At 71.0% G+C, this 20,934-nt stretch carries 15 protein-coding genes and 4 pseudogenes; 9 read left to right on the top strand and 10 right to left on the bottom strand.

Going from position 1 to position 20,934, the window contains the following annotated elements; genetic code table 11:
• Window positions 1-255: 255 nt before the first annotated feature.
• Window positions 256-600 carry a hypothetical protein gene (locus QC029_RS13920; protein ID WP_279555943.1) on the bottom strand — a complete coding sequence of 115 codons (345 nt, stop codon included), beginning with the start codon at window positions 598-600 and terminating at the stop codon, window positions 256-258.
• Window positions 601-905: 305 nt separating this feature from the next.
• Between QC029_RS13920 and QC029_RS13915 the strand changes: the two genes are divergently transcribed.
• Complete coding sequence (locus QC029_RS13915; protein WP_336621587.1) at window positions 906-1,247, top strand: DUF6300 family protein; 342 nt, start codon at window positions 906-908, stop codon at window positions 1,245-1,247.
• Here QC029_RS13915 and QC029_RS13910 read toward each other — a convergent pair.
• A pseudogene (locus QC029_RS13910) lies at window positions 1,214-2,277 on the bottom strand (IS701 family transposase). The gene QC029_RS13915 and the pseudogene QC029_RS13910 sit on opposite strands and share 34 nt — an antisense overlap.
• A 209-nt stretch (window positions 2,278-2,486) precedes the next feature.
• Window positions 2,487-2,909 (bottom strand): helix-turn-helix domain-containing protein, encoded by a 423-nt coding sequence (locus QC029_RS13905; RefSeq protein ID WP_279555941.1) that lies wholly within the window; start codon window positions 2,907-2,909, stop codon window positions 2,487-2,489.
• Between the two features lie 85 nt (window positions 2,910-2,994).
• On the opposite strand from QC029_RS13905, the gene QC029_RS13900 reads away from it, so the two are divergent.
• From QC029_RS13900 to QC029_RS13885, 4 genes and pseudogenes are all read left to right on the top strand, one after another.
• Entirely contained in the window at window positions 2,995-3,810 is an 816-nt protein-coding gene (locus QC029_RS13900) for an NAD(P)H-binding protein (protein WP_279555940.1), read from the top strand.
• A 5-nt stretch (window positions 3,811-3,815) separates the two neighbouring features.
• Window positions 3,816-4,815, top strand: a pseudogene (locus tag QC029_RS13895) (leucine zipper domain-containing protein).
• Window positions 4,816-4,837: 22 nt separating this feature from the next.
• Window positions 4,838-5,005, top strand: coding sequence for a hypothetical protein (locus QC029_RS13890; RefSeq protein WP_279555939.1), 168 nt, complete (start codon window positions 4,838-4,840; stop codon window positions 5,003-5,005).
• A gap of 795 nt (window positions 5,006-5,800) precedes the next feature.
• Window positions 5,801-6,154 (top strand): hypothetical protein, encoded by a 354-nt coding sequence (locus tag QC029_RS13885; RefSeq protein WP_279555938.1) that lies wholly within the window; start codon window positions 5,801-5,803, stop codon window positions 6,152-6,154.
• A gap of 658 nt (window positions 6,155-6,812) precedes the next feature.
• Here the strand turns inward: QC029_RS13885 and QC029_RS13880 are convergent.
• Together QC029_RS13880 and QC029_RS13875 are read right to left on the bottom strand one after the other, a co-directional pair.
• Entirely contained in the window at window positions 6,813-7,556 is a 744-nt protein-coding gene (locus tag QC029_RS13880) for a bifunctional 2-polyprenyl-6-hydroxyphenol methylase/3-demethylubiquinol 3-O-methyltransferase UbiG (RefSeq protein WP_279555937.1), read from the bottom strand.
• A 33-nt stretch (window positions 7,557-7,589) separates the two neighbouring features.
• A complete protein-coding gene (locus tag QC029_RS13875) occupies window positions 7,590-8,654 on the bottom strand; it encodes a ThiF family adenylyltransferase (protein WP_279555936.1) in 1,065 nt (354 codons plus the stop codon).
• 733 nt (window positions 8,655-9,387) lie between these two features.
• On the opposite strand from QC029_RS13875, the pseudogene QC029_RS13870 reads away from it, so the two are divergent.
• Both QC029_RS13870 and QC029_RS13865 read left to right on the top strand, forming a co-directional pair.
• Window positions 9,388-10,124, top strand: a pseudogene (locus QC029_RS13870) (class I SAM-dependent methyltransferase).
• A 132-nt stretch (window positions 10,125-10,256) separates the two neighbouring features.
• Window positions 10,257-10,721, top strand: a pseudogene (locus tag QC029_RS13865) (transposase); the annotation flags it as partial.
• Here QC029_RS13865 and QC029_RS13860 read toward each other — a convergent pair.
• The 3 genes from QC029_RS13860 to QC029_RS13850 all read right to left on the bottom strand — a co-directional run bounded on the left by QC029_RS13860 (window position 10,681) and on the right by QC029_RS13850 (window position 14,607).
• Complete coding sequence (locus QC029_RS13860; RefSeq protein ID WP_279555935.1) at window positions 10,681-11,079, bottom strand: hypothetical protein; 399 nt, start codon at window positions 11,077-11,079, stop codon at window positions 10,681-10,683. The pseudogene QC029_RS13865 and the gene QC029_RS13860 sit on opposite strands and share 41 nt — an antisense overlap.
• Window positions 11,080-11,401: 322 nt before the next feature.
• Window positions 11,402-12,235 (bottom strand): alpha/beta fold hydrolase, encoded by an 834-nt coding sequence (locus QC029_RS13855; protein ID WP_279555934.1) that lies wholly within the window; start codon window positions 12,233-12,235, stop codon window positions 11,402-11,404.
• Window positions 12,235-14,607 (bottom strand): MMPL family transporter, encoded by a 2,373-nt coding sequence (locus QC029_RS13850; RefSeq protein ID WP_279555933.1) that lies wholly within the window; start codon window positions 14,605-14,607, stop codon window positions 12,235-12,237. The genes QC029_RS13855 and QC029_RS13850 overlap by 1 nt, the downstream gene beginning before the upstream one ends.
• A gap of 450 nt (window positions 14,608-15,057) precedes the next feature.
• On the opposite strand from QC029_RS13850, the gene QC029_RS13845 reads away from it, so the two are divergent.
• Window positions 15,058-16,236, top strand: a complete 1,179-nt coding sequence (locus tag QC029_RS13845; protein WP_336621586.1) for a macrolide family glycosyltransferase — start codon at window positions 15,058-15,060, stop codon at window positions 16,234-16,236.
• An 85-nt stretch (window positions 16,237-16,321) separates the two neighbouring features.
• The gene (locus tag QC029_RS13840) at window positions 16,322-16,426 is read left to right on the top strand and encodes a helicase (protein WP_279555931.1); all 105 of its coding nucleotides are present in this window, start codon (window positions 16,322-16,324) and stop codon (window positions 16,424-16,426) included.
• Between the two features lie 502 nt (window positions 16,427-16,928).
• Here QC029_RS13840 and QC029_RS13835 read toward each other — a convergent pair.
• Both QC029_RS13835 and rph read right to left on the bottom strand, forming a co-directional pair.
• Window positions 16,929-17,471: a hypothetical protein gene (locus tag QC029_RS13835; RefSeq protein ID WP_279555930.1), complete on the bottom strand. Its 543-nt coding sequence runs from the start codon at window positions 17,469-17,471 to the stop codon at window positions 16,929-16,931.
• Window positions 17,472-18,249: 778 nt separating this feature from the next.
• Window positions 18,250-20,847 carry a rifamycin-inactivating phosphotransferase gene (gene rph, locus QC029_RS13830; RefSeq protein ID WP_279555929.1) on the bottom strand — a complete coding sequence of 866 codons (2,598 nt, stop codon included), beginning with the start codon at window positions 20,845-20,847 and terminating at the stop codon, window positions 18,250-18,252.
• Between the last annotated feature and the right edge of the window lie 87 nt (window positions 20,848-20,934).

The raw sequence follows: 20,934 nt of genomic DNA, 5'->3' as shown, positions 1-20,934 counted from the left end.
CCACGTCGACTCCCCCGCATGCTGGGGCAGCCCCTCGGGAGGGTTACCGGTGTCCGTGTCGCGCCACGCCCTCCCCAGCGTGGTGGACTCCTCCAGCCGCTCGGCCAGGAGGTCCTGGGGGCGCTGCTGCCGCACCTCGGCTGACCCGGGCAGAGTAGAGCGTTCCCAGGGGGCGTGCGACGCACCGGCCGACAGCGGGAAGGGCCGGCAGGCGGTACTGCACCTGGCCGGGCAGGATCACCGGTCCGCCGCGCTTCACGGGGACGTCCGTATCCGGTGCAGCCATCGTCGGCAGGTCTCGGCGGTGACCGGTTCGAACAGCTCCGGGGTGGAGATCTCGACGAGGAACCGGGTCAGCAGGTCCTGGTGCTCCTCGTCGATGTCGACCTCCTCCTCGAAGTGCACCGCCTGAGCCCAGACGGTGAGCTGGTCCGGACCGGCCGCTCCCGCAAGGGTCTTCTCCAGCGCGGCGGCGGCGTGGCCGCGGGTGAACACGGCGGGAGTCGGCGTCCTGCACCGCCGGACCGCCCGGAGAAGCTCGGGCAGGTCACCGCGCCAGTACAGGAGGTCTTCGGCAGGGCTGCATCGGTCGGCGTCCACGGCCCCCATCCTGGCCCAGCACACCGGCCGGCAGGTTTCCGCCACCGGTGGGGTCCGCCCCGGGGCGATACGGCCAGCCGTACGGGCCCGGTGGCATCGGCGGGGATGCAGTGGAAAGCGGTGAAGAACATCACCTCACCGCCGGCGGCGGTGGCTGGCCGCCGGGTCGAGGAAATACCGCGCCGGGTCCCCGGAACCCGTAACCGACCCGGGACCCGGCCCCTGCGCCGCGGCCCGTGGGTTGACGCGCACGGCTGCCGGGCTTTGGATGGCCTCTCCCTGTCTCACCGGCGGAAGAGTGCGCGATGGATGGACCAGTTGAGGTGTCCGGACCGATGCCGCCGTGTTCGCGGTGCGCAGGGGCGCTGGCCAGCGTTGTGCAGATGCCGCAGCACGGCGAGGACGGGCAGCCGATCGTGCTGGAGCCGTGCCCGGCCTGCGATGCCGGGGCCGAGGCGGCGGGAGCGCTGTTGTGCCGGCCGGCGGGCGGTGGCACCGGTTCCTCCCGCGACCGAGAGGGGTCCCGCCTGGTCACGGCGTGGCTGAAGGAGGCCATGGCCGCCCGCGGCTGGATCTGGCGGCCCAGGCCGATGACGGTCGACCAGCTGCCCCACTACACCGGTCCGCGTCCTCTCGGAGCGGGGTAAGCGGCGGTGGTGCGGACGGTGACGTCGACGTCCTGGCAGGTGCGGTCGGCCAGGACGAGCCCGCGCTCGAGTTCGCGGTAGTCGTACTCGATGCGCCAGCGCGTCCTCGCCCACCACACCAGGTCGGCAACCGGGGTGGCAGCGGGCAGGTCGGTCCTCCAGCAGCCGGTCGGCTCGGCCGCGTCCGGTGGCTGTTCGACCGGCAGGGTCCGCAGCGGCAGCTTCCCGTCCCACCGGCTGCGTTCGCCGGCCTGCTCCTGGGCGGTGCGGGTGGCCTCCTTGCCCGAGGGCCGCACCTGAAGCACGGCAAAGTGCGAGGTCATCGCGCCCTTGCCGCCCTGCCGCCAAGTGACCTCCTGGAAGCGGGTGTCAGGGTCGACCGACGGGGTCAGCGGTCTGGCGGCCTGGCGGTAGCTGGGCAGGGCGGGCGGCCCAGCCCGCCGTACTCCGGCTGGTGCGGCTCTGCGGTGCCAGGCCGGGCGATCTCCTTGGGATCGACCGCCCATGACATAGGACCGACCGCATTCCTCCAAGGCGAGTCGGAGAGAGGCGCAGCGGCCGTAGCCGGCATCGGCCACGATCAGCCCCTGGCCGGCCAGCCGGTCCAGCAGCCCCAGCGCCAGGAGCGTTGTGGACACCTGCCCGACCTCGTCGAGCACCCGGGCCCGCCGACGCCGCTGGCGATCGCCCGTCCACTCCAGAGGCAGGAACAACTCCCCCTCCAGCGGGCAGGACGCGGTGTCGGTGGCCGTGTGGACGCTGACCGCGACCTGGCAGTTCGCCCGCCTGCCCGCCGCTCCGCAGTACTGCCGGGCCACCCCCACCGACGCGATACCGCACTTGGGAAACGGCACGTCGCCGACCGCCCACATCTCAGGAGCGATCACCTCGTACAGCTTCTCGGCGATCCGCCGCCGCACTGGCAGCGGGTCCCACGGCGACTGGTTCACGGACTGCTGCAGGGCCTGCGTGTTCCCCTCGGCAGCCGCTCGGCCATGGCCTGGATCGACGTGCGCCGCCCGTCCAGCATCAGACCCCGCAGACAACACGCGCCCCGCCGTCGCTGGTCCCGCCGCGGCACCGAGGCGAACACATCAGCCACGTATAACGCCAATTCCGCCCGTACACGGTTCACTTCATGCGCGTCCACACACCCACCATGCCCCGGACACGGCCGACAGAAAGACCTGACGGAGTCCTGCTAGTTGTTGCGGATCATGACGTTGTCGACGCCGGCGGTCATCGGATCTCGTTGTCGGGATGCTGCGCGTCGTAAGCCCGGCGGGCGTGGGCGATGGTGTCCCGATGCTCGAGTGACCAGTCGGCCAGTGCCTTGACGAGGTGGGTCAGGCTTGCGCCGGTCTCGGTGAGCCGGTAGTCGACCTGGGCGGGCACGGTCGGGTAGACGGTCCGAAGCACCAGCCCGTCGCGTTCCAGCCGGCGGACGGTCAGTGTCAGCATCCGCTGGGAGATTCCCTCGATGGCGCGCTGAAGTTGCCGGAAGCGCCGCGCCCCGTTCGCAAGCTCGACGATCACGAGGACCGACCACTTGTCGCCCACGCGGTCGAGCACGTCGCGGATCCCGCAGTCGGGGTGGTCCGGCTGCCCGCACGGTTCCAGCTCTGCGGGTCCAGCGGTTACATCGGTGTGCCTCACTGACATGGAACTGCCTCCTTGTGGGCCGACCGCGGCCGGTTCAGGATCGCCGTAGTCACTGAAGAGAACCACGGTAGGAGATTGAACCCCAATGATCATGGTGACCGGCGCGAACGGACAGCTCGCCTCCCTCACGCTCCAGGAGCTGGCCGACCGGAAGGTCCCCGCCGCGGGTGGCAGCCGAACACCCTCCGACGGGCAGCGCCGCCTGGACTTCGACGACCCCACCAGCCTGGACCTCACCGGTGTCTCGACGCTGGTCCTGGTCTCGGCCGGATACGCCGAGGACGACCAGGTCATCGCTCGGCACCGGGCCCTTCTCGACGCCGCGGTCCGCGACGGCGTCGCGCACGTGATCTACACCAGCCTGACCGGCGCCGGGGATCACCTCGGGTTCGCGCTCGCCCACCGCGCCACCGAGGACCTGGTCAAGGCCAGCGGCCTCGGGTGGACGATCTTCCGCAACGGACTCTACGCCGAACTCTTCGGAGCGTTGTTGACGTGGACACCCGACGGCCTGGAGTCAGCTTTCGGCGATGGCGCTCTCTCCGCGGTGGCTCGGGCGGACCTGGCCGCGGCCGCAGCCATCGTTGCCGGCCACCCGACCGCGCACGTCACCAAGACCTACGACCTGGTCGGCGACCCGATCACCGCCGGCGACGTCGCCGAACGCCTCGATGTCGCCCACCGCACGATCGGACTCAGCGAGTACCGCGCCCGCCTCCTCGCGGACGATGCACTGCTGCCGTTCCAGCCGCCGATGCTCGCCTCGATCGCCACCGGCGTCCGCCATGGGTTCCTCAGCGGCTCCAGCCCCGACCTCGTGGGACTGCTCGACCGACCGCCCACCGACGCGCTGGCCGTCGCGGCGGACACCGCGGCTGCGATGCGTCCCGGCGCACGCTGACGCGGATGGTTCATCGCAACGCGCCGCTGTCCCTCGAAGGCCGTCGGCGGCCGGTCGAACGCTGCCTTACCCGCCCCATCGCACACGTGGCCGCCGAGATGGGCATCTCTCGTGCGTGCGCATCGAGGTGGGTCAACCGCTACCACCAGGACGGGGAGCCAGGCCTCCTGGATCGTTCCTCGGCCCCTCACCACCGGCCGACAGCAATCTCTGCGTACGCCGTGGCACGGACCGAGGACCTGCCACACGCAGAAGTGATCCGCCCCCCGGGGGTCGCCTTCGAACTCCGAGACGAGGGTATCGAGGTCAGCCGTCGCACGGTCTCTCGTCATCTTCCCGCCCTCGGGCTGAACCGCCGCACGGTCATCGACCCGAACAGCTCCTCGAACCGCGAACCACGCAAGATCATCGCTCGGCGGCCCGGCCACATGGTCCACATCGACGTGAAGAAGGCCGGCCGAACCCCGACGGCGGCGGCCGGCCAGTCCACGGCCGAGGAACCGACCGGGCCAAGGCAGCCGAACGTTCCCAAAGGAAGACGAAGCGGGGCGGCCATGTCCACCCGCACTCCGCGGTTGACGGTTACTTCCGACTCGCTTGGTCCGAAGCGTTGCCTGACGGGAAAGCAGCTGCTGCGACCGCGTGCATGCACCGCGCCCGTGCGCGGTTCGTGGCCCACAGCATCACCCGCATCGAGCGGATCGTCACCGACAACGGAGCCCGCCACCGCGCCGAAGCCTTCCCACGGGCGCTGCCCGGCTCGCGGCACCAGCGGATCACGTCTTACACGCCACCACACAACGGGAAGGTGGAGCGCTACGACCGGATCATCTCCGAGGAGTTCCTGTACGCCCGCACCTGGACATCAGAAGACCAACGCCGCGAGGCTCTCGACGTCTGGAACATCCACTACGACTGCCACCGGCCCCACACCTCCATCGGGACCAGCTCCCGGCGGCTCGACCACGAGACGGCGTGACCAACGTCCTGACCTCGTATGGCTAGCCGTGGACATCGAAGAAGGCCTGTGCGGGAGCTGACCGCAGCGGTGCGGTGGCCGGACGAGGAGTCGCCGTGGATCCGCCCCGTGGTGCCGGAGACCTGCCCGCGGCACCGCTTCGCCCCAGGCCGGGTGCGGATCTGGGACGGCGAGGCCTACCGGGCGGTGGAGCGCGACGCCGAGCCCGAGCGGTAGGCGGCCGCGGTGTATCCGGGACCGGACGCCGCCACCGTCACCCAGGTCACCGACGGGCTGCCCGCGCCGGCCCGGGCCGACTGATCACCATCCACGCCGTCGAGGAGGTGCCGTGGGCGTGAGTGGAACAGACCCGGCCCGGCAGGCGGACCGCCACCCCCTGGGGGCGCCTCGGCCATGTCGCTCTCACGGTCGCCGCCGACAGGTGCTCGGCGTCGGGACGGGTGCAGGAACTGGGGGTGCTCCTGCCCGCCCGCGGCGCCGCCCCGTGCACGCCCTTCGACCGCATCCGCGACCGGCAGCCCCTGGAAACCGAAGGGTCCTTCCCCCGCCCATTGCAGCCCCTGACCGGCACCGCAGGCGGGCACCTGCTGTTCGCCCTCCGGGCGCCGCTGCCCGAGGTCCACATCACCACCGAGACCGGCGACGGAGGCGGGGTGACCGCGTGGCTGCACGACGGCCACGCCTCCTGGGCCGCAACCCAGCGGCCCAGGACGACGGCCCCGCTCCTGCGCCCGGCGCGTAGGTGCCGGTTACCGGGGGCAGGGCTCGCCATCCGGTCTGGGGGCGGGATCGGGGGCGGGCTGCCAGGGCGGCCGGGTGGGGAGGCGCCGCTGTGCGGACCGGGCCCCGAGGGGAGGGCCTGCGGTGCCCGGGCGGGCACCCGCAGGCACCGCCGTCGGCCGGCTCGCGAGGGGATTTCGTTGAAACGCTGCGCTGAAGCTGGTTGATGGTTGAAAATTCATTCAAAGCTTCGTCCCACCTGAGCTCTGATCAGGAAGGAACCGCAGCACTATGAAGAGCCGACCCAAGAAACTGGCGCTGGGCGCCATGACGGCCGTCGCGGTGAGCGTCGCGCTCCCGGCATCCCCCGCCTTCGCCACCGACGAGATCGACTGCGGCGCCGGCACGGATTCTGTGAGGGTGACGTATCTGGAGAACGGCACGGAGCACGCCCGGTGCTGGACCGGCCCCGGCAACGTCCCGCTCGAACAGGGCGGTGTCACTTCCTTCTCCTCGGGCGCCCACGAGGTGGTCGTCTTCTGGAGGACGAACCTGGGATGGGACGTCGCAGTGCTCCCGCCCCACACGTCGGCCCCCTTCACCGGCGCCGACACCTACCACGTCTACGGTTTCCACGTCAGGTAACCGCTGACGGCGGCCGGGCCGGGCCGGCCGTTCGCGACGCACACGGCGATGAGGGTGCTCACCGCCCGGCGGCCGGCGGAACTTCTCGTCCGGAACAGTCCGGGATCATCCGGCGCGGGGGCGGTGTACGCCCGGGGACGGTCACCGGAGGCGACCGGGCGACCGGTGCGGTGCCGCGCCGGAGAGCGCGTCCACCGGCCGCGTCCACCGGTTGTCGGACGAGCCGGCACCACCAGGGCCCGGCGATGACCGCTGTCGCTCCGCGGCAGGCCGAGTTTGCGGATGTCCGGCCCCGATGGCGCCGCCGCCCACCACGGCCGTGCCTACGTCCTGACCGCCCTGGCGCGGATGCGGGAGGAGAGGAGGCCAGGAAGAGCAGCACCGCCGGCTCGCGATGCCGAACGCGTACAGGGGAAAGACGCGGCACTGCCGGGGCGGCCCAGCTCTTCGGGCTACCCCGGCAGGTGGGTGACCGGGACGGCGGGGTCCTGCTCACGTCATCGGCGCAGGTGTTCGCGGTAGGGGTCTACCGGGGTGGGCCGGTACGTGGGAGCGCGGACGAGGCGCTCGGCCGCCACCGGTGGTTCGTTCGCGCGGTGTTCCCCCGGTGTGGTGGTCTCCCCCACCGGCGCCGATCTCCGTCCGGCGCCCGACGGGGTCAGTGTGACGGCCGGTGGTTCGTACGACGCATGGCCACGCAGAAACCGTTCAGGTAGCTCTGGACGTGGTCGATCGCCCACTCGGTCCCTTCGCAGAAGGCATCCAGCCCGTCCCGGGACGCGAAGCAGTAGTCGAACCAGTGCGACCGGACATCCCCGTAGGCCAGTCGGATCCGGAAAGAACAGATCCCACTCACCGCGGTCCGCTCCGCGGCCTTTTCCCGTATCTCCTCGCTGAGGAACTCCGTGTTGCCCACAGTTCCCAGGATCACCGCCTCTGGTGAGGCGGCCCTTGAGATCCTCTCCAGCACGGTGCGTCCGTTCTTGGACGGATCGAGCAGCGCGATGTTGTGGCCCATCATGAGGAAGCAGTCGTACGGGCCGCCCGGCAGATCACCCGAGAGCACATCGTGGAGGCGCGCGTTGCGCAGGCCGCGACGCCGGGCGACCTTCAGACAGGCCTCGGAGTAGTCGATGCCGGTCACGCCGTCGACGGCGTCCTGCTCTTGGAGCTCGATCGAGTACTGGCCGACGCCGACGCCGATGTCGAGGATTCTTCCGCGGGCCCGGGAGAGTAGCGAGACCTCCTCGGTCGGCCAGTCGCCCGTGGTCTGGAAGTAGTGCGAGACGTCCTGCTTGAACGTTCCGCCACCGCGGAATTCGACGAACAGCGGAGTGTGCGCATGTCCGTCGCGGTCGTAGTCGCGGCATGCGAGCCCGAACGCGTCGTTCGACTCGTCCACGTGTGTCATGGGTGATGCGACCCGCTTTCCGAATCAGTGGTGGGGGCAGTCGGGATCGATGCCGAAATCGATCCAGCGGGGCGTCAGGGCGTCGGTGCTGATGTCGCCGACGACACCGCGCAGTTCACGCACGCCGATCCCTGTGATGATCTTCAGGGCCTCGTGCACGTGGTGTGTCGAGACGATGCTCGTCACACCGCCGACCGCGTTCGGGGGATGCCGGTTCGGCATGAGATCGACGTAAGCTCCGGTATCGCCCTGCCGTGCGAACGCGGTCCAGCACCGGAAGCACGGATCCCGTCCGTCGACGTAGGAGAGCCCGATCCTCCCGTCGTGCCCCGCGTAGCCGCCGCCCGTGATGACAGGGACCTGGGCGGTGAAGCACTTGCGCGTCAGCATGAGGGAGAACGCCTCGCTGTTCGGCTCGTCACCGCATCCGAGCACGCAGTCCGAGCCGCGCAACTCCTCGATGTCGGATGATTCGTCGATGAAGTGCTCACGTGCCCGGATGTCCGTCTTCGGGAACAGGGCACGGAGATTGTCGGCCACGGCGGCCACCTTGGGGCGGCCGGCATCGCTTGCCGCGCAAAGAGGCTGGTAGGCGGCGTTCCTCGCCTCCACGACGTCGGCGTCGTGCAGCACGATATGCCCGATGCCGTTGGCGGCCGCATGCCACGCCGTCCACGATCCCAGGCCGCCGACGCCGACGATGTCGATCCTGGCGTTCCCGAGCGCCTCGACCGCCGCGATCGCCTCCGCCATGGAGGCCGACCGGGAAGCGTAGAGATCGGCCCGAGCGCGGTCGACCTCGTCGAAGTGCGCGGGGAAGTCCTCCTCCACCCACATCAGCACACGGTCTTGGACGAGCGCCTCCAGAGCGCCCCGCACGGTCTTCGGGGCCAAAGGACTCGACATCTCGAACACCTCTGAAAGCGGCACCGTGTCGACACATTCGAACAGGAGCCTCTCCAGCCATGCAGAGTGCTTGTAGATCCGCCAAGATCTGTCGGAGACCGCTCCGAAAGCGAAGGAACCGTCCCGCGTGCGGCGGTTCACCCGCACCTCGGGGCGGAGCCGCACCCCCCAGGGGTCCGCCATCGTCCCGCCTTTCCGGATACCGACCGGTGCCGCCGCGGCCTTCCGCGGCGGCACCGGGTGAGACCGACTCAGCCGGTGAAGATGTTGGTGTCCACGAAGCTCTCCTTTTCGACCTCTTCGAGCTTCTCCACCAGAACCGTCTCTTCCGCGTCCATGCTGCCTCCCCTCGTGGTCGGACGTGGGGCAGAAGATAGAGCGTCCATCAATGACCGACCAGTACCGCAACCACACTTTGCGATATCCGCCGTCGAGAGGGTGAGCCACGTGGCGCTTCGCCGTACGGCATGGTGGATGGCTGGGGACGTCGATCCGTCACGGGTATTCCCTGATGAGGGGCCATCTCATGTGGGCTCGTGGTCTTGGGTATGACGATCGTGGAGCGGTTGGTCCCGGAGAGGTCGTAGGAGCTGTTCCAGCGGGTGGTGCCGTCAGCGCCACCGCGTCCGGATGGGCCGGGCACTCGCTGTCCGGGTGCGGACAGCGATCCAACAGGAAGAGGATGCGCACAGCATCCTGAAATCGGCTCACCCCCCGTGTCCGTACCTGAACGCCCTCCGAGGTCGTACGCCCCCGTCGATCTCGCTTGGAACCTCCAACAGGGTGATCATCGGTGTAGGCCGATCAACTTCGACGCTGCGTCGATCACGCTGGAGGTTGAGGTGGCGCGGCATCGGGGCCGGTGGAAGGTAAATGCGTCGACAGTGCCCCTCGGCACCCGGCAAAGTGGCCGTCTGTGACGAGCAGTGAACTGTGGACCCGTGCGACCGCCGACCGCTACGACGCCGAAGAGGTCGAGATGTCCTCGCCCGCCGTTCTCGGGCCGACCCTCGCCTTCCTCACCGAACTCGCCGGTGACGGCCGGGCGCTGGAGTTCGCCATCGGAACCGGACGGGTCGGCGTCCCGCTCCGGGAGCGCGGCGTGCCGGTGGCGGGCATCGAACTGTCCGAGCACATGGCGGCGGTCCTGCGACGCAAGATCGGCGAGGAAGAGCTGCCGGTCGTCATCGGGGACATGGCCACGACCGTCGTCCCCGGCGAGTTCACGCTGGTCTACCTCGTCTACAACACCATCACGAACCTGCTCACACAGGACGAGCAGGTCGAGTGCTTCCGCAACGCGGCACGTCATCTGCGGCCCGGAGGCCGCTTCGTCATCGAGCTGGGCGTGCCGCCGCTGCGGTTCCTTCCGCCCGGGCAGATCGCGGTCCCGTTCGACGTCTCCGAGCGGCACCTCGGCTTCGACACCTTCGACCTGGTCGAGCAGATCCTCGTCTCGCACCACTTCACCCGCGACGACGACGGCCGCTACCGCCGCGGCAACTCCCGGCACCGGTACGCCTGGCCCGCGGAGCTCGACCTGATGGCGCGGATCGCCGGACTCGAACTGGAGCGGCGCGTCGCGGACTGGGACGGGCGCCGTTCACCCAGGACTCAGCGAAGCACATTTCCGTGTGGCGCAAGCCGATCTGAGATCGGGCCACCGGGCCGTCAACGTAAGCCGTGCCCGTCCTGGAGCTCCTATCGGGAGTTCAGGCGTCGCCGGCAGATCAGCGCATCCGAGGGTGAGGAAGGCTTCACGGAGGCCGTTGCGTCCCTCCCAGTAGGACGGGCAGCAAGCATCATCTGATCACCGACGGCACCGAGATCCCGCTCGCCTGCACGCTCACCGGTGGCAACCGCGGCCATATCACCCAGCTCATCCCGCTGCTGGAGGCGCTGCCGCCGGTGCGCGGCGGGCGTGGAAGACCCCGTCGGCAGCCGGATGTGGTGCTCGCCGACCGCGGCTACGACCACGGCAGGCATCGGCGCCCGATGCGCGAACTGGGTATCGAGCCGGTGATTGCACGTCGCGGCACCCGACATGGCTCCGGCCTGGGCACCCGAAGACGGTTTGTCGAGCGCGCGTTCACGCTGCTGCACCACTTCCGCCGGCTGCGGATCCGCTGGGAGCTCCGCGCCGACGTCCGCGAAGCCCTCCTTGCCTTGGGGTGTGCATTGACCTGCCGGCGACACCTGGCGGCATGGGTCAGGAGAGGGTCTCGCCCTCGCGCAGCAGCCACTCCCTGACGCTGGGCGCGCTGTCCAGGAGCCGCCCGACCTCCATTCCCCCGTCGCGCGAGGTCACCCTCGGCAGTGAGGCGAAGTCGCCGGGAAGCACGTCCAGCAGGCCCCTGACGCGTTCCCCGGTGCACAGGGCAATCAGCAGCTCGCACCGCAGGTGAGCGGGGACCTCCGGGCGGTGAGGCAGGTCGTGCCACAGGGCTGGCCACAGGTGGTGGACTCCGGCGGGAGCGGCGTTCGCCGCCACCCACGCGGGGTCTAGACGTTGACTGAGACCGAGGTCGAGGGCTCGCTCCTGCAACCCCAGCAGCGAGGCCGTGGCCATGGCCTTGAGCTCACGAGGCAGCGGCCGGTCCGAGTTCATGGACTCATGCTCCCGCAGTTTCCCGACAACGACGCAGCAGGTCAGGTGCGGCATTCCGTCAGAAGTCCTTGCATCGCCCCGGTGGACGAGTAGCACGAATCATGACTCCCGTGTAAGTGATCCAGCACGAACCGCGGTCGTAGCCGTGTTGGCCGCAGCACGGCGGCCGCGGCCGACCCGCAGTCCGGACGACCGTACCCCGATCCCCGGTCCCCGGCCGCGTTCGCGCCGCCCATCCCGCCTGCTGCCGGTATGGCCACCACGGCCGGTAGCCCACCCGTCCTCGCCGACCTGGCACGGCCGACCGTCCCGGTGGGCGGGGTCATCCGCGGGTGGCCCAGAAACGCAGAAGCGACCGGGCGACTGCGCGGGGGCGGTGGAGCTGTACCAGGTGTCCCGCCTCGGGGACGACCGTGAGCTCGGCGCCGAATCTGCCGGCGGCGTCGGTGAATGCCTGTGCCGGGAACAGGGTGTCCTTCGAACCCCGTACGAGCAGGGTGGGCGTCAGCGGCTCGGGGTGGCCGTCCGATTCCAGGGCTGCCGCCCAGGCGCGGGTGAGGCCCAAGTAGTGGGCGGCTCGCGTGGTCGTGAGGCGCGCCCGGGCGACGGCCTGGTAGGCGGGGTCCGGGGCTTCGTCGGGCCGGGTGAGGTCCGCGATGCCGGTGACCAGCCGCACCGTGCGGTTCGGCCCCAGGCGCCGGCCGAGGGCCGCTCCGGTGCGGAGGCGGCGGGCCAGGGCGCCATCACGGTCCAGGTGCCAGCCCACGGCGGTCAGGCTGAGTACCGATGTGGTGGCCAGAGCGGCGGCGCGGGCCACATGGGCCCCCATGCACAGGCCGACGAGATGCACCGCGCGCGGGTGGGCGACCTGGGACAGGACGGCCTGGAGGTCGGCCGCCAGGTGGTCCAGGCTGTAGTCGCCCGGATCCGTGGGGCCATCGGATTCGTGCTGTCCGCGGTGGTCGTAGGCGTAGGTGTGGTGTCCTGCCGTAGCGAGCTCGGGCATCAGCGGGAGGAAGTCCTCCTTCGAGCCGTACAGGCCGCCGACCAGGACGACGCAGGAGCCGCGGTCGGCTCCTGCCGGTGGAGCGCAGTGCACGGCGGCCAGGGAGCCGGAAGGGGTCGTGTACGTGTGCCGGCGGAGGTTCGGGGGCATCAAGGGCGTTCGCCTTTCGGCAGCTCGGGACCCGGTGCCGGCGCGGCATGGCGGGCGGAGGGGAGCTGGGGTTCGGTTGTACGGCTGGGTGCGCCGCGGGGAATCCGGCGGGCGGGCACGCCTCCTTCCACGGCCGTGCAGCCGAAGGTCCACCAGTTCGCTCGTCCGGCCACGGCCATGACGGCCGGAACGAGCAGGCCGCGGATGACCGTGGCGTCGAGTACCACGGCCAGTGCGAGCCCGACACCGATGACCTTCAGGAGCACGAGGTCGGATGTTGCGAGGGCGGCCATGACCGTGGCGAAGATGACGGCCGCCCAGGTGAACAGTCCGGCGGTGCGGTCCAGACCCGCGACGACGGCGTGTGCGGTGCTGGGAACGCGCCGGTACTCCTCGCAGATGCGGGCCAGCAGGAAAACCTCGTAGTCCATGGAGAGGCCGAAGGCGATGCAGAAGATCAGTACCGGCATCTGGATGTCGGTGGTGCCCGTCGCCGTGAAGCCGCCCAGCAGTCCGGCGAGATGACCGTCCTGGAACACGAACACCAACGCGCCGAACGTCGCGCTGAGGCTCAGCGCGTTCAGCAGGACCGCCTTCAGGGCCAGTACCGGGCGGCGGGTGAGTGCCAGGACCAGGACCGTCATGGCCGCCACGATCAGTGCGCAGGCCTGCCAGAGGCGGTCGGCGATCGACTGGTGCATGTCGGCCAGTACCGCGCCCGGGCCGCCGACCAGGGCCGGGCCCGGGGCGGGAAGGGCTCGCACGGCCAGCGCCACGCGGCGCGCCTGGGCGCTGAAGGGTTCGCAGTCGGTCGTCACCGACAGCCATGCCCCCCGCCGGTCGGCGTATGACGCCGAGGCCGGGCCTGTTCCCCGGACACGGCTGCCCTTCTCGTACGAGCCTGTCGCGGTCTCCACCCGGCGCACTCGCGGCACCGCGGAGACGGCGCGCGCGTAGCGGTCCAGGCGGTCGGCTGCCGTGGCCGGGTCGAAACCGGGGAGCATCACCGTCGTCGGGCTCGCGACGCCACCGTCGGTGAAGTCCTGGCGGAGCGCCTGGCCGCTCCGGCCGATCTCCGAGGTGACCGGGAAGAGACGGTCGTCGAACATCCCGAACTCCACGCGGGTGAAGGGGCTCGCCATCACCGCGAGCCCTGCGGCCAGTGCCAGCGAAACGACGGCCGGGCGGCGCATGACGAGCGCCGCGATGCGTCCCCAGGCGCCGCGCTCCGTGCCTGTCGGCCCGTCCGCGCCCCTCGGCATGTCCTGGCCGTTCGTGCCGGCACGGGCCATGGTGCCCGCACGCGTGGCCCGTCCGCGGCGCAGTGGGGCGAAGAGATCGAACCGATCGGTTCGCCGTCCCAGGAGGCACAGCACCGCGGGCAGCACGAGCAGGCTCAGTGCGGCCGCCGATACCGTGACCGTGATGCCGCCCAAGGCGATCGACCTGAGGATGGGCAGGGGGAAGATGAACAGTGCCGCCAGCGACGTCGCCACGGTCGCCGCGGAGAAGGCCACCGCCCGGCCGGCCGTGGACAGCGTCGCCTGCAGCGAGTCTTCCACCGAACGCCCGTTGTCCAGCTCCTCCCGGAAGCGGCTGATGATGAAGAGGCTGTAGTCGACGGCGAGGGCGAAGCCCAAGGCGTAGCTGATGCTGCTCGCGAACACCGACACCGGCGTGAACACCGTGGCGAGCCGCAGCACGGCTGCCGTGGCCGTCACCGCCAGGGCGCCCACCAGCACCGGAAGCACAGCGGCGACGGCGGAGCGGAAGGCGAACAGCAGCATCAGTGCCGTCACCGGCAGCGCCAGCAGTTCCGCGAAGACCCGGTCCTTCTCCACCTGTCTGCCCACCTGCGCGCGCAGTGCCGCCTCTCCCGTGGCCGAGACGGTCAGCTCGCCCTGGCGGCCCGTCACCTGTGGCACCAGACGATCGGCGACCCGCGTGGTGTGGGCGTCCTCGCCGTCCAGCTGCACGAGGATCAGGGCGCTGCGTCCGTCGCGGGAGCGCAGCGCCGCGGACGTGGTCGACCAGTAGGACCGAACCGACGCGACGGCCGGGTCCGCCCGGAGCCTTGCCTCCACACGCCGCGCAGCTGCCGCCGATCCGGGATCGTCCACCGTCAGGCGTGCGCGGGCGATCAGGACGACGTCCGGCACGGCCGACCCGAAGTCCCGCTCCAGGACACGCTTGGCACGCATGGACTCTGCCGACGCGGGTGCCTCACCGCCGGCCGTCAGGTGCTCGTGCGCGGACCCGCCCCACCAGACAGCAGCAAGGGCGACGCACAGGGTCGCCACCAGCACCGCCCACCGCCGGCGCAGCACGAGAGCGGAAAGCCGCCCGTCCAGCGCCTCCTTCCGGGCCTTCACCACCGCGCCGGGCCGGAAACGGCGCCCGTCCGCCTGCCGACCGGAGCCGCGCACCTGCGGACGGGCTCGTGCCGAAGGCTTTGTACGGCCGTTGCGTGGGCCCGTCTCCCGGAGGAGCCTTGGTGGGCCGCGATGCGTCGGCGGCTGGGGATGGTGGTGGAGCGCATGCTCATCAGGTCCCATCGGATCGGTCGCCGGCTGTCCCCGGGCGGCTTCAAGGCCCGGCCGGCGGGACGAGGTCGTGCCCCATGGCCAACGACGTCGCCGCGATCCTGGATACGGGTGGTCACCATCGGTGCGCGGTGACGATCGGCAGTGGTGACCGTGAGCGAAGCACCCCACGGCGGGCGATCCGTCCGGGTGCCGTGCCGTCCGGGGCACGCGGCGCGTTAGGCACCGGGGTGGGTCCAGTCCCTGCTCCTGGGCTACGACAGAGAGATAGGACCAGCAATGAGCCATGACGCTGTTCGCTCACACATCGCCGTCTTCAACGTGCCGATGGCTGGGCATGTGCTGCCCACCTTGGCGGTGGTGCGACAGCTCGTACTGCGGGGCCACCGGGTGAGTTACGCGGTGACTGCGGAGTTCGGCGATCAGGTGCGGGCCGTGGGAGCGGACCCCGTCCTCTACGCCGTACCCTCCGCCGGTGAAGCTCCGGAGGACCTCGCCGTGGGAGTGGCCCAGGCGGTGGAAGTGAACCGTGCCGCGGCGCCGCAACTGGAGCCGGCCTTCGCCGACGACCGCCCCGACCTTGTGCTGTACGACGTCTACGCGTGGGCGGGGCCCATGCTCGCCGCTCGCTGGGGTGTGCCGGCCGTTCTGCTCTCGCCCAGCCACCTGCCGTACGACGGGGTGCTGGGCGAGATGTTCGGCGTGGACGACCTCACGCGGATGCCGGGCTTCGCCGACCTCGAGCGTGCGTTCACCGCCTACGGCGTCCCCGGCGGTGCGCGCGCCATGACGCTGGCTCCGCCGCACGCGATCGCCTTCCTCCCGCGCACCTTCCAGCGGCGGCCGGAGACGGTACGGGCGGCCGAGGCCCACTGGGTGGGCCCCGCGCTCGGCGACCGCTCCTTCCAGGGCAGCTGGCGCGCCCCCGACAGCGGCCGGCCCGTGGTGTACGTGTCCTTGGGCTCGCAGTACAACGACCGCCCGGAGTTCTACCGTACGTGTGCGGAGGCCCTCGCCGGCCTCGGAGTCCACGTGGTGATGAGCGTCGGTGCCGAGGTGGCGCAGGCGGGTGTCGGAGAGCTGCCCGAGGGATTCGAGGTGCACGCCGCCGTTCCCCAACTCGACGTCCTTGCCGCGTCCTCGGTGTTCGTCACTCACGGCGGCATGGGCAGCGTCATGGAGGCGGCCGCCCTCGGGGTTCCCCTGGTAGTGGTTCCGCAGATGGCCGAGCAGCGGGTCAACGCCGAGCGTGTGCAGGCCCTGGGCGTGGGCGTGCACCTGCCGCGGGAGCAGGCGACCGGCGAGGCGCTGCGAGACGCGGTACGCGCGGTGAGGGACGACCCGCGGGTACGTGCCGCACTGGCGACACTGGGCCAGGACATCAGCCGGGCGGGCGGGAGCTCCGCAGCCGCGGACATCGTGGAAAAAATCCTGGCCAACCGGTCGATGACGCCCTGACCCGACGCGGCACCACTCCACCGGCAGCAATCCGGCACCTCGCACCGAGGAGACCACGGTCGAGCGCGAGGCGGCGGAGCCGGTGGTGCTGAAGCCGGGCGTGCGGGTCTCGAACACCAAGACCCGGCGCGGCGAACTCGACCGAGAGCAGCGGAACGTGCTGCGGGAGCCGGGCGTCGGCTGGGTGTGATCGCCGCTGTTGGCCAGGGCGCCGGCCTGTACGAGACCCCGGGGCCGTGATGGTTCCGGAGTCTCGTACGTGCGGGGCTGCAACGCGGTGGCGCAACACAGGCCAGGAAAGCCGGAGGCCGGCCTAAAGTTGCAGGTCAGAGGTGCGGTACGGTCTTACCGCCCTCCCGGTGAGAGCGAGGGCCGCCGCAGCGACGGAGGTGGACATCCTTTTTGTGATCACGAGGGAGGGGTGCCCCCGGTGCCGCGTGCGAACGGCCGGCTGGCCGCCCGCGCGCAGGAGCCGCGAAGCCCCGCGGCGGTCTTCGGCTACACGTACGAGCCGGGCCCGGCCTTCCGCTCCGTCGGAGGACCGGGCCCGTGCCGCGTGCCGACCCCGGTCGAGTTGGTCGGCCAGGCGGCTCCGCACGGGCCCACCGTCATGATCATTGAGCCGTTGGAGACCATGCTCACCACGACGCGAAGCCCCCCGCTGCGGCTGAGCCGCCCGACGTCCCGACGGGTCAGTCGATTGCGTAGGCGACCGTCGGGCCGTACTGGTAGCTGTTGAAGGTGCCACTCGTGGCACCGACCCGGAAGGAGATGGTGTCGCCCGGGTGGTCGCGGGTGCTCCAGAAAGAGATTTCCTTGGGGGTCTCGTCGCACCGCGCTTCGAACTCGAACCGGTGGTTCTCGCGGCTGGCCCACACCTGGAGCTTGACGTACTGGTTGGTCAGCGTGTTGTCCGGGCAGTACGCATCGAGCGTGCCCTTCACGCCGAACGTCCTCCTCGGATCCAGGTTCGGTGCTGCCACGGGCTGGACGCTCCCGTTGAAGCGCACGTCGTACTGGGTGTATCCCAGGGTGTCCCTGTCGATGTAGGCAACGTGCACTTCGCGGACCGCCGCATGGGCTGCGGGCGCTGACAGAACCTGCGGAAGGACGAGAGCCCCGAGCGCTGCCGAGACTCCCGCCACCTTGCGCACGAGACGGCGCCAGCGGGGTCGGGCAACCGCCGCGTCTGCGGCCGGCAGGTCCGCGTGGTGAGCCACCGTGCTGCTGAACATGCTGCTCCTCGATGGTGTCGGGCGACAGCGCCCGGGACGGTTCACATCACGCAGTATGTGCGTGCATCAAGGCATTTGGCCGTTGAGTCTTGCTACACCACCCGTTAGCGGTACGCGGATCTGCCGGGTAGCCGGGAGCGTGCGCTGACGACCACAACGCTGACAGCGCCCGGAAGCCCGGCCGTGGCCGACCGCGCCCGCCACAACGGCCCCCCTCTGGGGAACTGGCTTCTGCGCCGGCCTCGTCACGGACCGCCGACGGACGCATCGAGCCCTTCTGGATCACCGCGCTCAACGCCCTCGACCCCCACTGGGATCTGCCCCGGCCCCTCGCCCGGCAACGCGCTCACCATCGGGCCCACGCCGCCGACAGCGGCCCCCTGACCAGGACCGAACGCCAACGGCCCGGAGCCCGGCGCCGCCGAGGGGCCGTCCCCGCGCGTACGGGGACGGCCCCTCGGCCTGGTCGAACTGGCCAACGAGGAGAGGCCACCCCCGCGGGCGCGAGGAGCAGGACGGGGGCTGGACTCGGCGAGGCGACTGCCGGCTGAGCCAGGGCGTCCACCGTGCGAGACGTTTCACCTCCCCGGCTCCAGGCGTCTTGGAAGGCGTCGTGGATCCAGAGCGCTTTACCGAGTTCTTCCTGCGCCGGACCGGTGGAGGACCGCCGACCCCACCGACCGGACACCCTCGGCGTGCGTGCGGCCGGGCGAGGACGCCCTGGCCGGGATCGTCGAGGAGTCGGCCGGGGAGGAGGCGGCCTCCCGGGGCGCCGCGGTCAGGAGAGCAACTCGATGTAGCCGTCGGTGCCGTGGACGCGGATCCGCTGCCCGTCCTGGATCAGGCGGGTGGCCTGTTCCACGCCCACGACCGTCGGCAGGCCGTACTCCCGGGCGATGACCGCGCCATGGGTCATCAGGCCGCCCACCTCCGTCACCAGGCCCGCGATGCCGACGAACAGGGGCGACCAGCTGGGGTCCGTGTAGGCCGTGACCAGGATGTCGCCCGCCCCGAGGTCGGCCTCAGCCACATCGTGGACGACGCGGGCCCTCCCTTCGACGGTCCCGGCGGAGACCGGCAGGCCGACCAGGGCCCCGGCCGGCACGTCGTCGCGTCGGTACGCCCCGTTGACGGCCTCACCGTCCGAGGTGAGCACCCGGGGCGGGGTCAGCGCCTGGTACGCACGGAACGCGTCCTTGCGCTGCCGGATCAGCTCGGCGTCCGCCCGGTGCGAGCGCGCGGCCTCGTGCAGTTCCTGGAAGGTGAGGTAGAAGGCGTCCTCCTTCTCGGCGAGCACGTCGGCCCGCACGAGCCGTTCGGCCTCGGCTAGCAGGGCCCGCTTGTAGACGAAGTAGCGGCTGACGATGCCGTACTTCGGGTACTCCCGGTACCCGATGAAGGTGCGCACCCGGTCGATCATCCGCTTGGTCTCGTCGGCCTTCCGCTCCCCGTCCGGCAGGGCCCGCAGGCGGGACAGGACGTCCTGTTCCTTCCGCAGCGCCTTCTGCCGGCCTTCCTCGAAACGCCGTGCGGCGGCGCCCGGCTCGAAGTTGCGGACGTTGTCGAGGATCGCGGGCACGAGGGCGGCGGGCTGTTCCCGCCAGCGCGGCCTGGTGATGTCGATCTCGCCGACGCAGCGCATCCCGTAGCGATCGAGGTAGGCCTCGATGGCGTCGCGCGCTTCGGGTCCGCCCGGGAGCTTCGCCAGGTCATCGAGGAAGTCGTCGTCCTCGACGCCCCGCAGGAACGCCACCACCTCCGGATGCGGGCGGACGGCGTCCGCGACGTCCATCAGCGCCAGTCCCATCTCCGAGGTGACGTTGCCGGGGGCGGACAGCGTGAGCGTGTCGGCCGCGTTCTTCTCCCCCAGCCAGTCCCGCAAGTGGTCGTTGAGCCACCAGGTGGCCTCCATGCCCGCCATGATCACCTGCATGCTCAGCGGATCACCGAGGGCGCGTTTGTGGTCCTCGAAGGCCTCCAGCAGGAAGTCGAACAGCTCCGGTCCGGTCTTCGCGCGGATGTCGCGCTCCAGCGCGGCGACGGACGCCCGGCTGCGCTCGACCAGTTCGGTGACGAGGGCCGGATCGGTGTCGATCGGGGCGGGGACGCCGCCGGCCGGTGGCCCGCCGGGTTCCGTGTCGGGGAGCGACGGGACGAAGTCGCCGCGGTCGAGGAGCGTCTGCAGCGCGTCCGTGATCAGCGGGTCGCTTCGCCCCATCATGTCCAGGAGGGCGGCGCGGCTCGCGGGTGCGGCCAGGCGCGGGGTGACGTCCACGAACAGCCGCCCGCCGGCCTCCTGCATGGGGACCATGGCCGTCATCCGCCACAGTGAGAGGCCGAGGGGCTTCATGGCGTCGGTCATCATCTGCTGGTGCCCGACGGAGACGTAGACGCGGTTCTGCCGGTCGTCGGTCTCGGGGACGGGGAACAGCGTGGTGATGGGCCGGCTCTGCACGATGTGGAAGTCGTCGCCGTCCAGGCACCATTCGATGTCCTGGGGGCGGCCGAAGTGCGCTTCGATCCGCCGCCCGAGCCGTACGAGCCGCACCACCTGATCATCCGTCAGCGCCGGCTGTTCCCGCCGCCGCGCGTCGACGGCGACGTCCCGCGTGCCGCCGGCCGGCAGGGCGTGGACGGCGCGCTGTTTGGCGACGATCGTCTTGTCGACGATCTCGCCGTCCCGCACCCTGAAGACGTCCGGGTTCACCAGTCCGGAGACCAGGGCCTCGCCGAGGCCGAACCCGGCGTCCACGGTGGCGGTCTTCCGGTGGCCCGTGACGGGGTCGGCCGTGAACAGGATGCCGGACGCCTCCGGGAGGACCATCCGCTGCACGACCACGGCCATGCGGACGGTGCGGTGGTCGATGCCCTTCCTGAGCCGGTAGGTGACGGCCCGTTCGGTGAACAGCGAGGCCCAGCACCGGCTCACGTGCTCCAGGATCGCCGCCGATCCCACGACGTTCAGGTAGGTGTCCTGCTGGCCGGCGAAGGAGGCCGTCGGCAGGTCCTCCGCCGTCGCGCTGGAGCGGACGGCGTAGGCGGCCCGCTCGCCGAACCGGGCGAGGGCGCGGGTGATCGCCTCCGCGACGTCGCCCGGGACGGCGGCTCCCTCGACGGCACGGCGGAGCCGCGCGCCGAGCGTGCGGATCGCCTCCCGGTCGTCCGGGTCGACCCGCGCCAGCTCGTCGAGCTGCTCGTCGATCGACGGCACGCGCGCCACGACCCGCCGGAAGGCGTCCGTCGTCACGCAGAAGCCGGCCGGCACCCGGATGCCCTCGATCCGCGACAACTCACCCAGGTGCGCCGCCTTGCCGCCGACGACCGCGACCTGGGTCCCGGTGACCTCTCCGAGGTCCACCACGTACTGCTCGTTCATCGCGCCGCCTCCCGGGACCACCGCACCGCCGCTTCCCCACACGTCGACCACCGCACGCACACGTCGCGCCCCTCATTTCCGCAGGTT

This window comes from Streptomyces sp. DH37 (genome assembly GCF_029813835.1).
In the GTDB taxonomy this organism is placed as follows: domain Bacteria; phylum Actinomycetota; class Actinomycetes; order Streptomycetales; family Streptomycetaceae; genus Streptomyces.
This window is presented reverse-complemented; position numbering and strand designations above follow the sequence as displayed.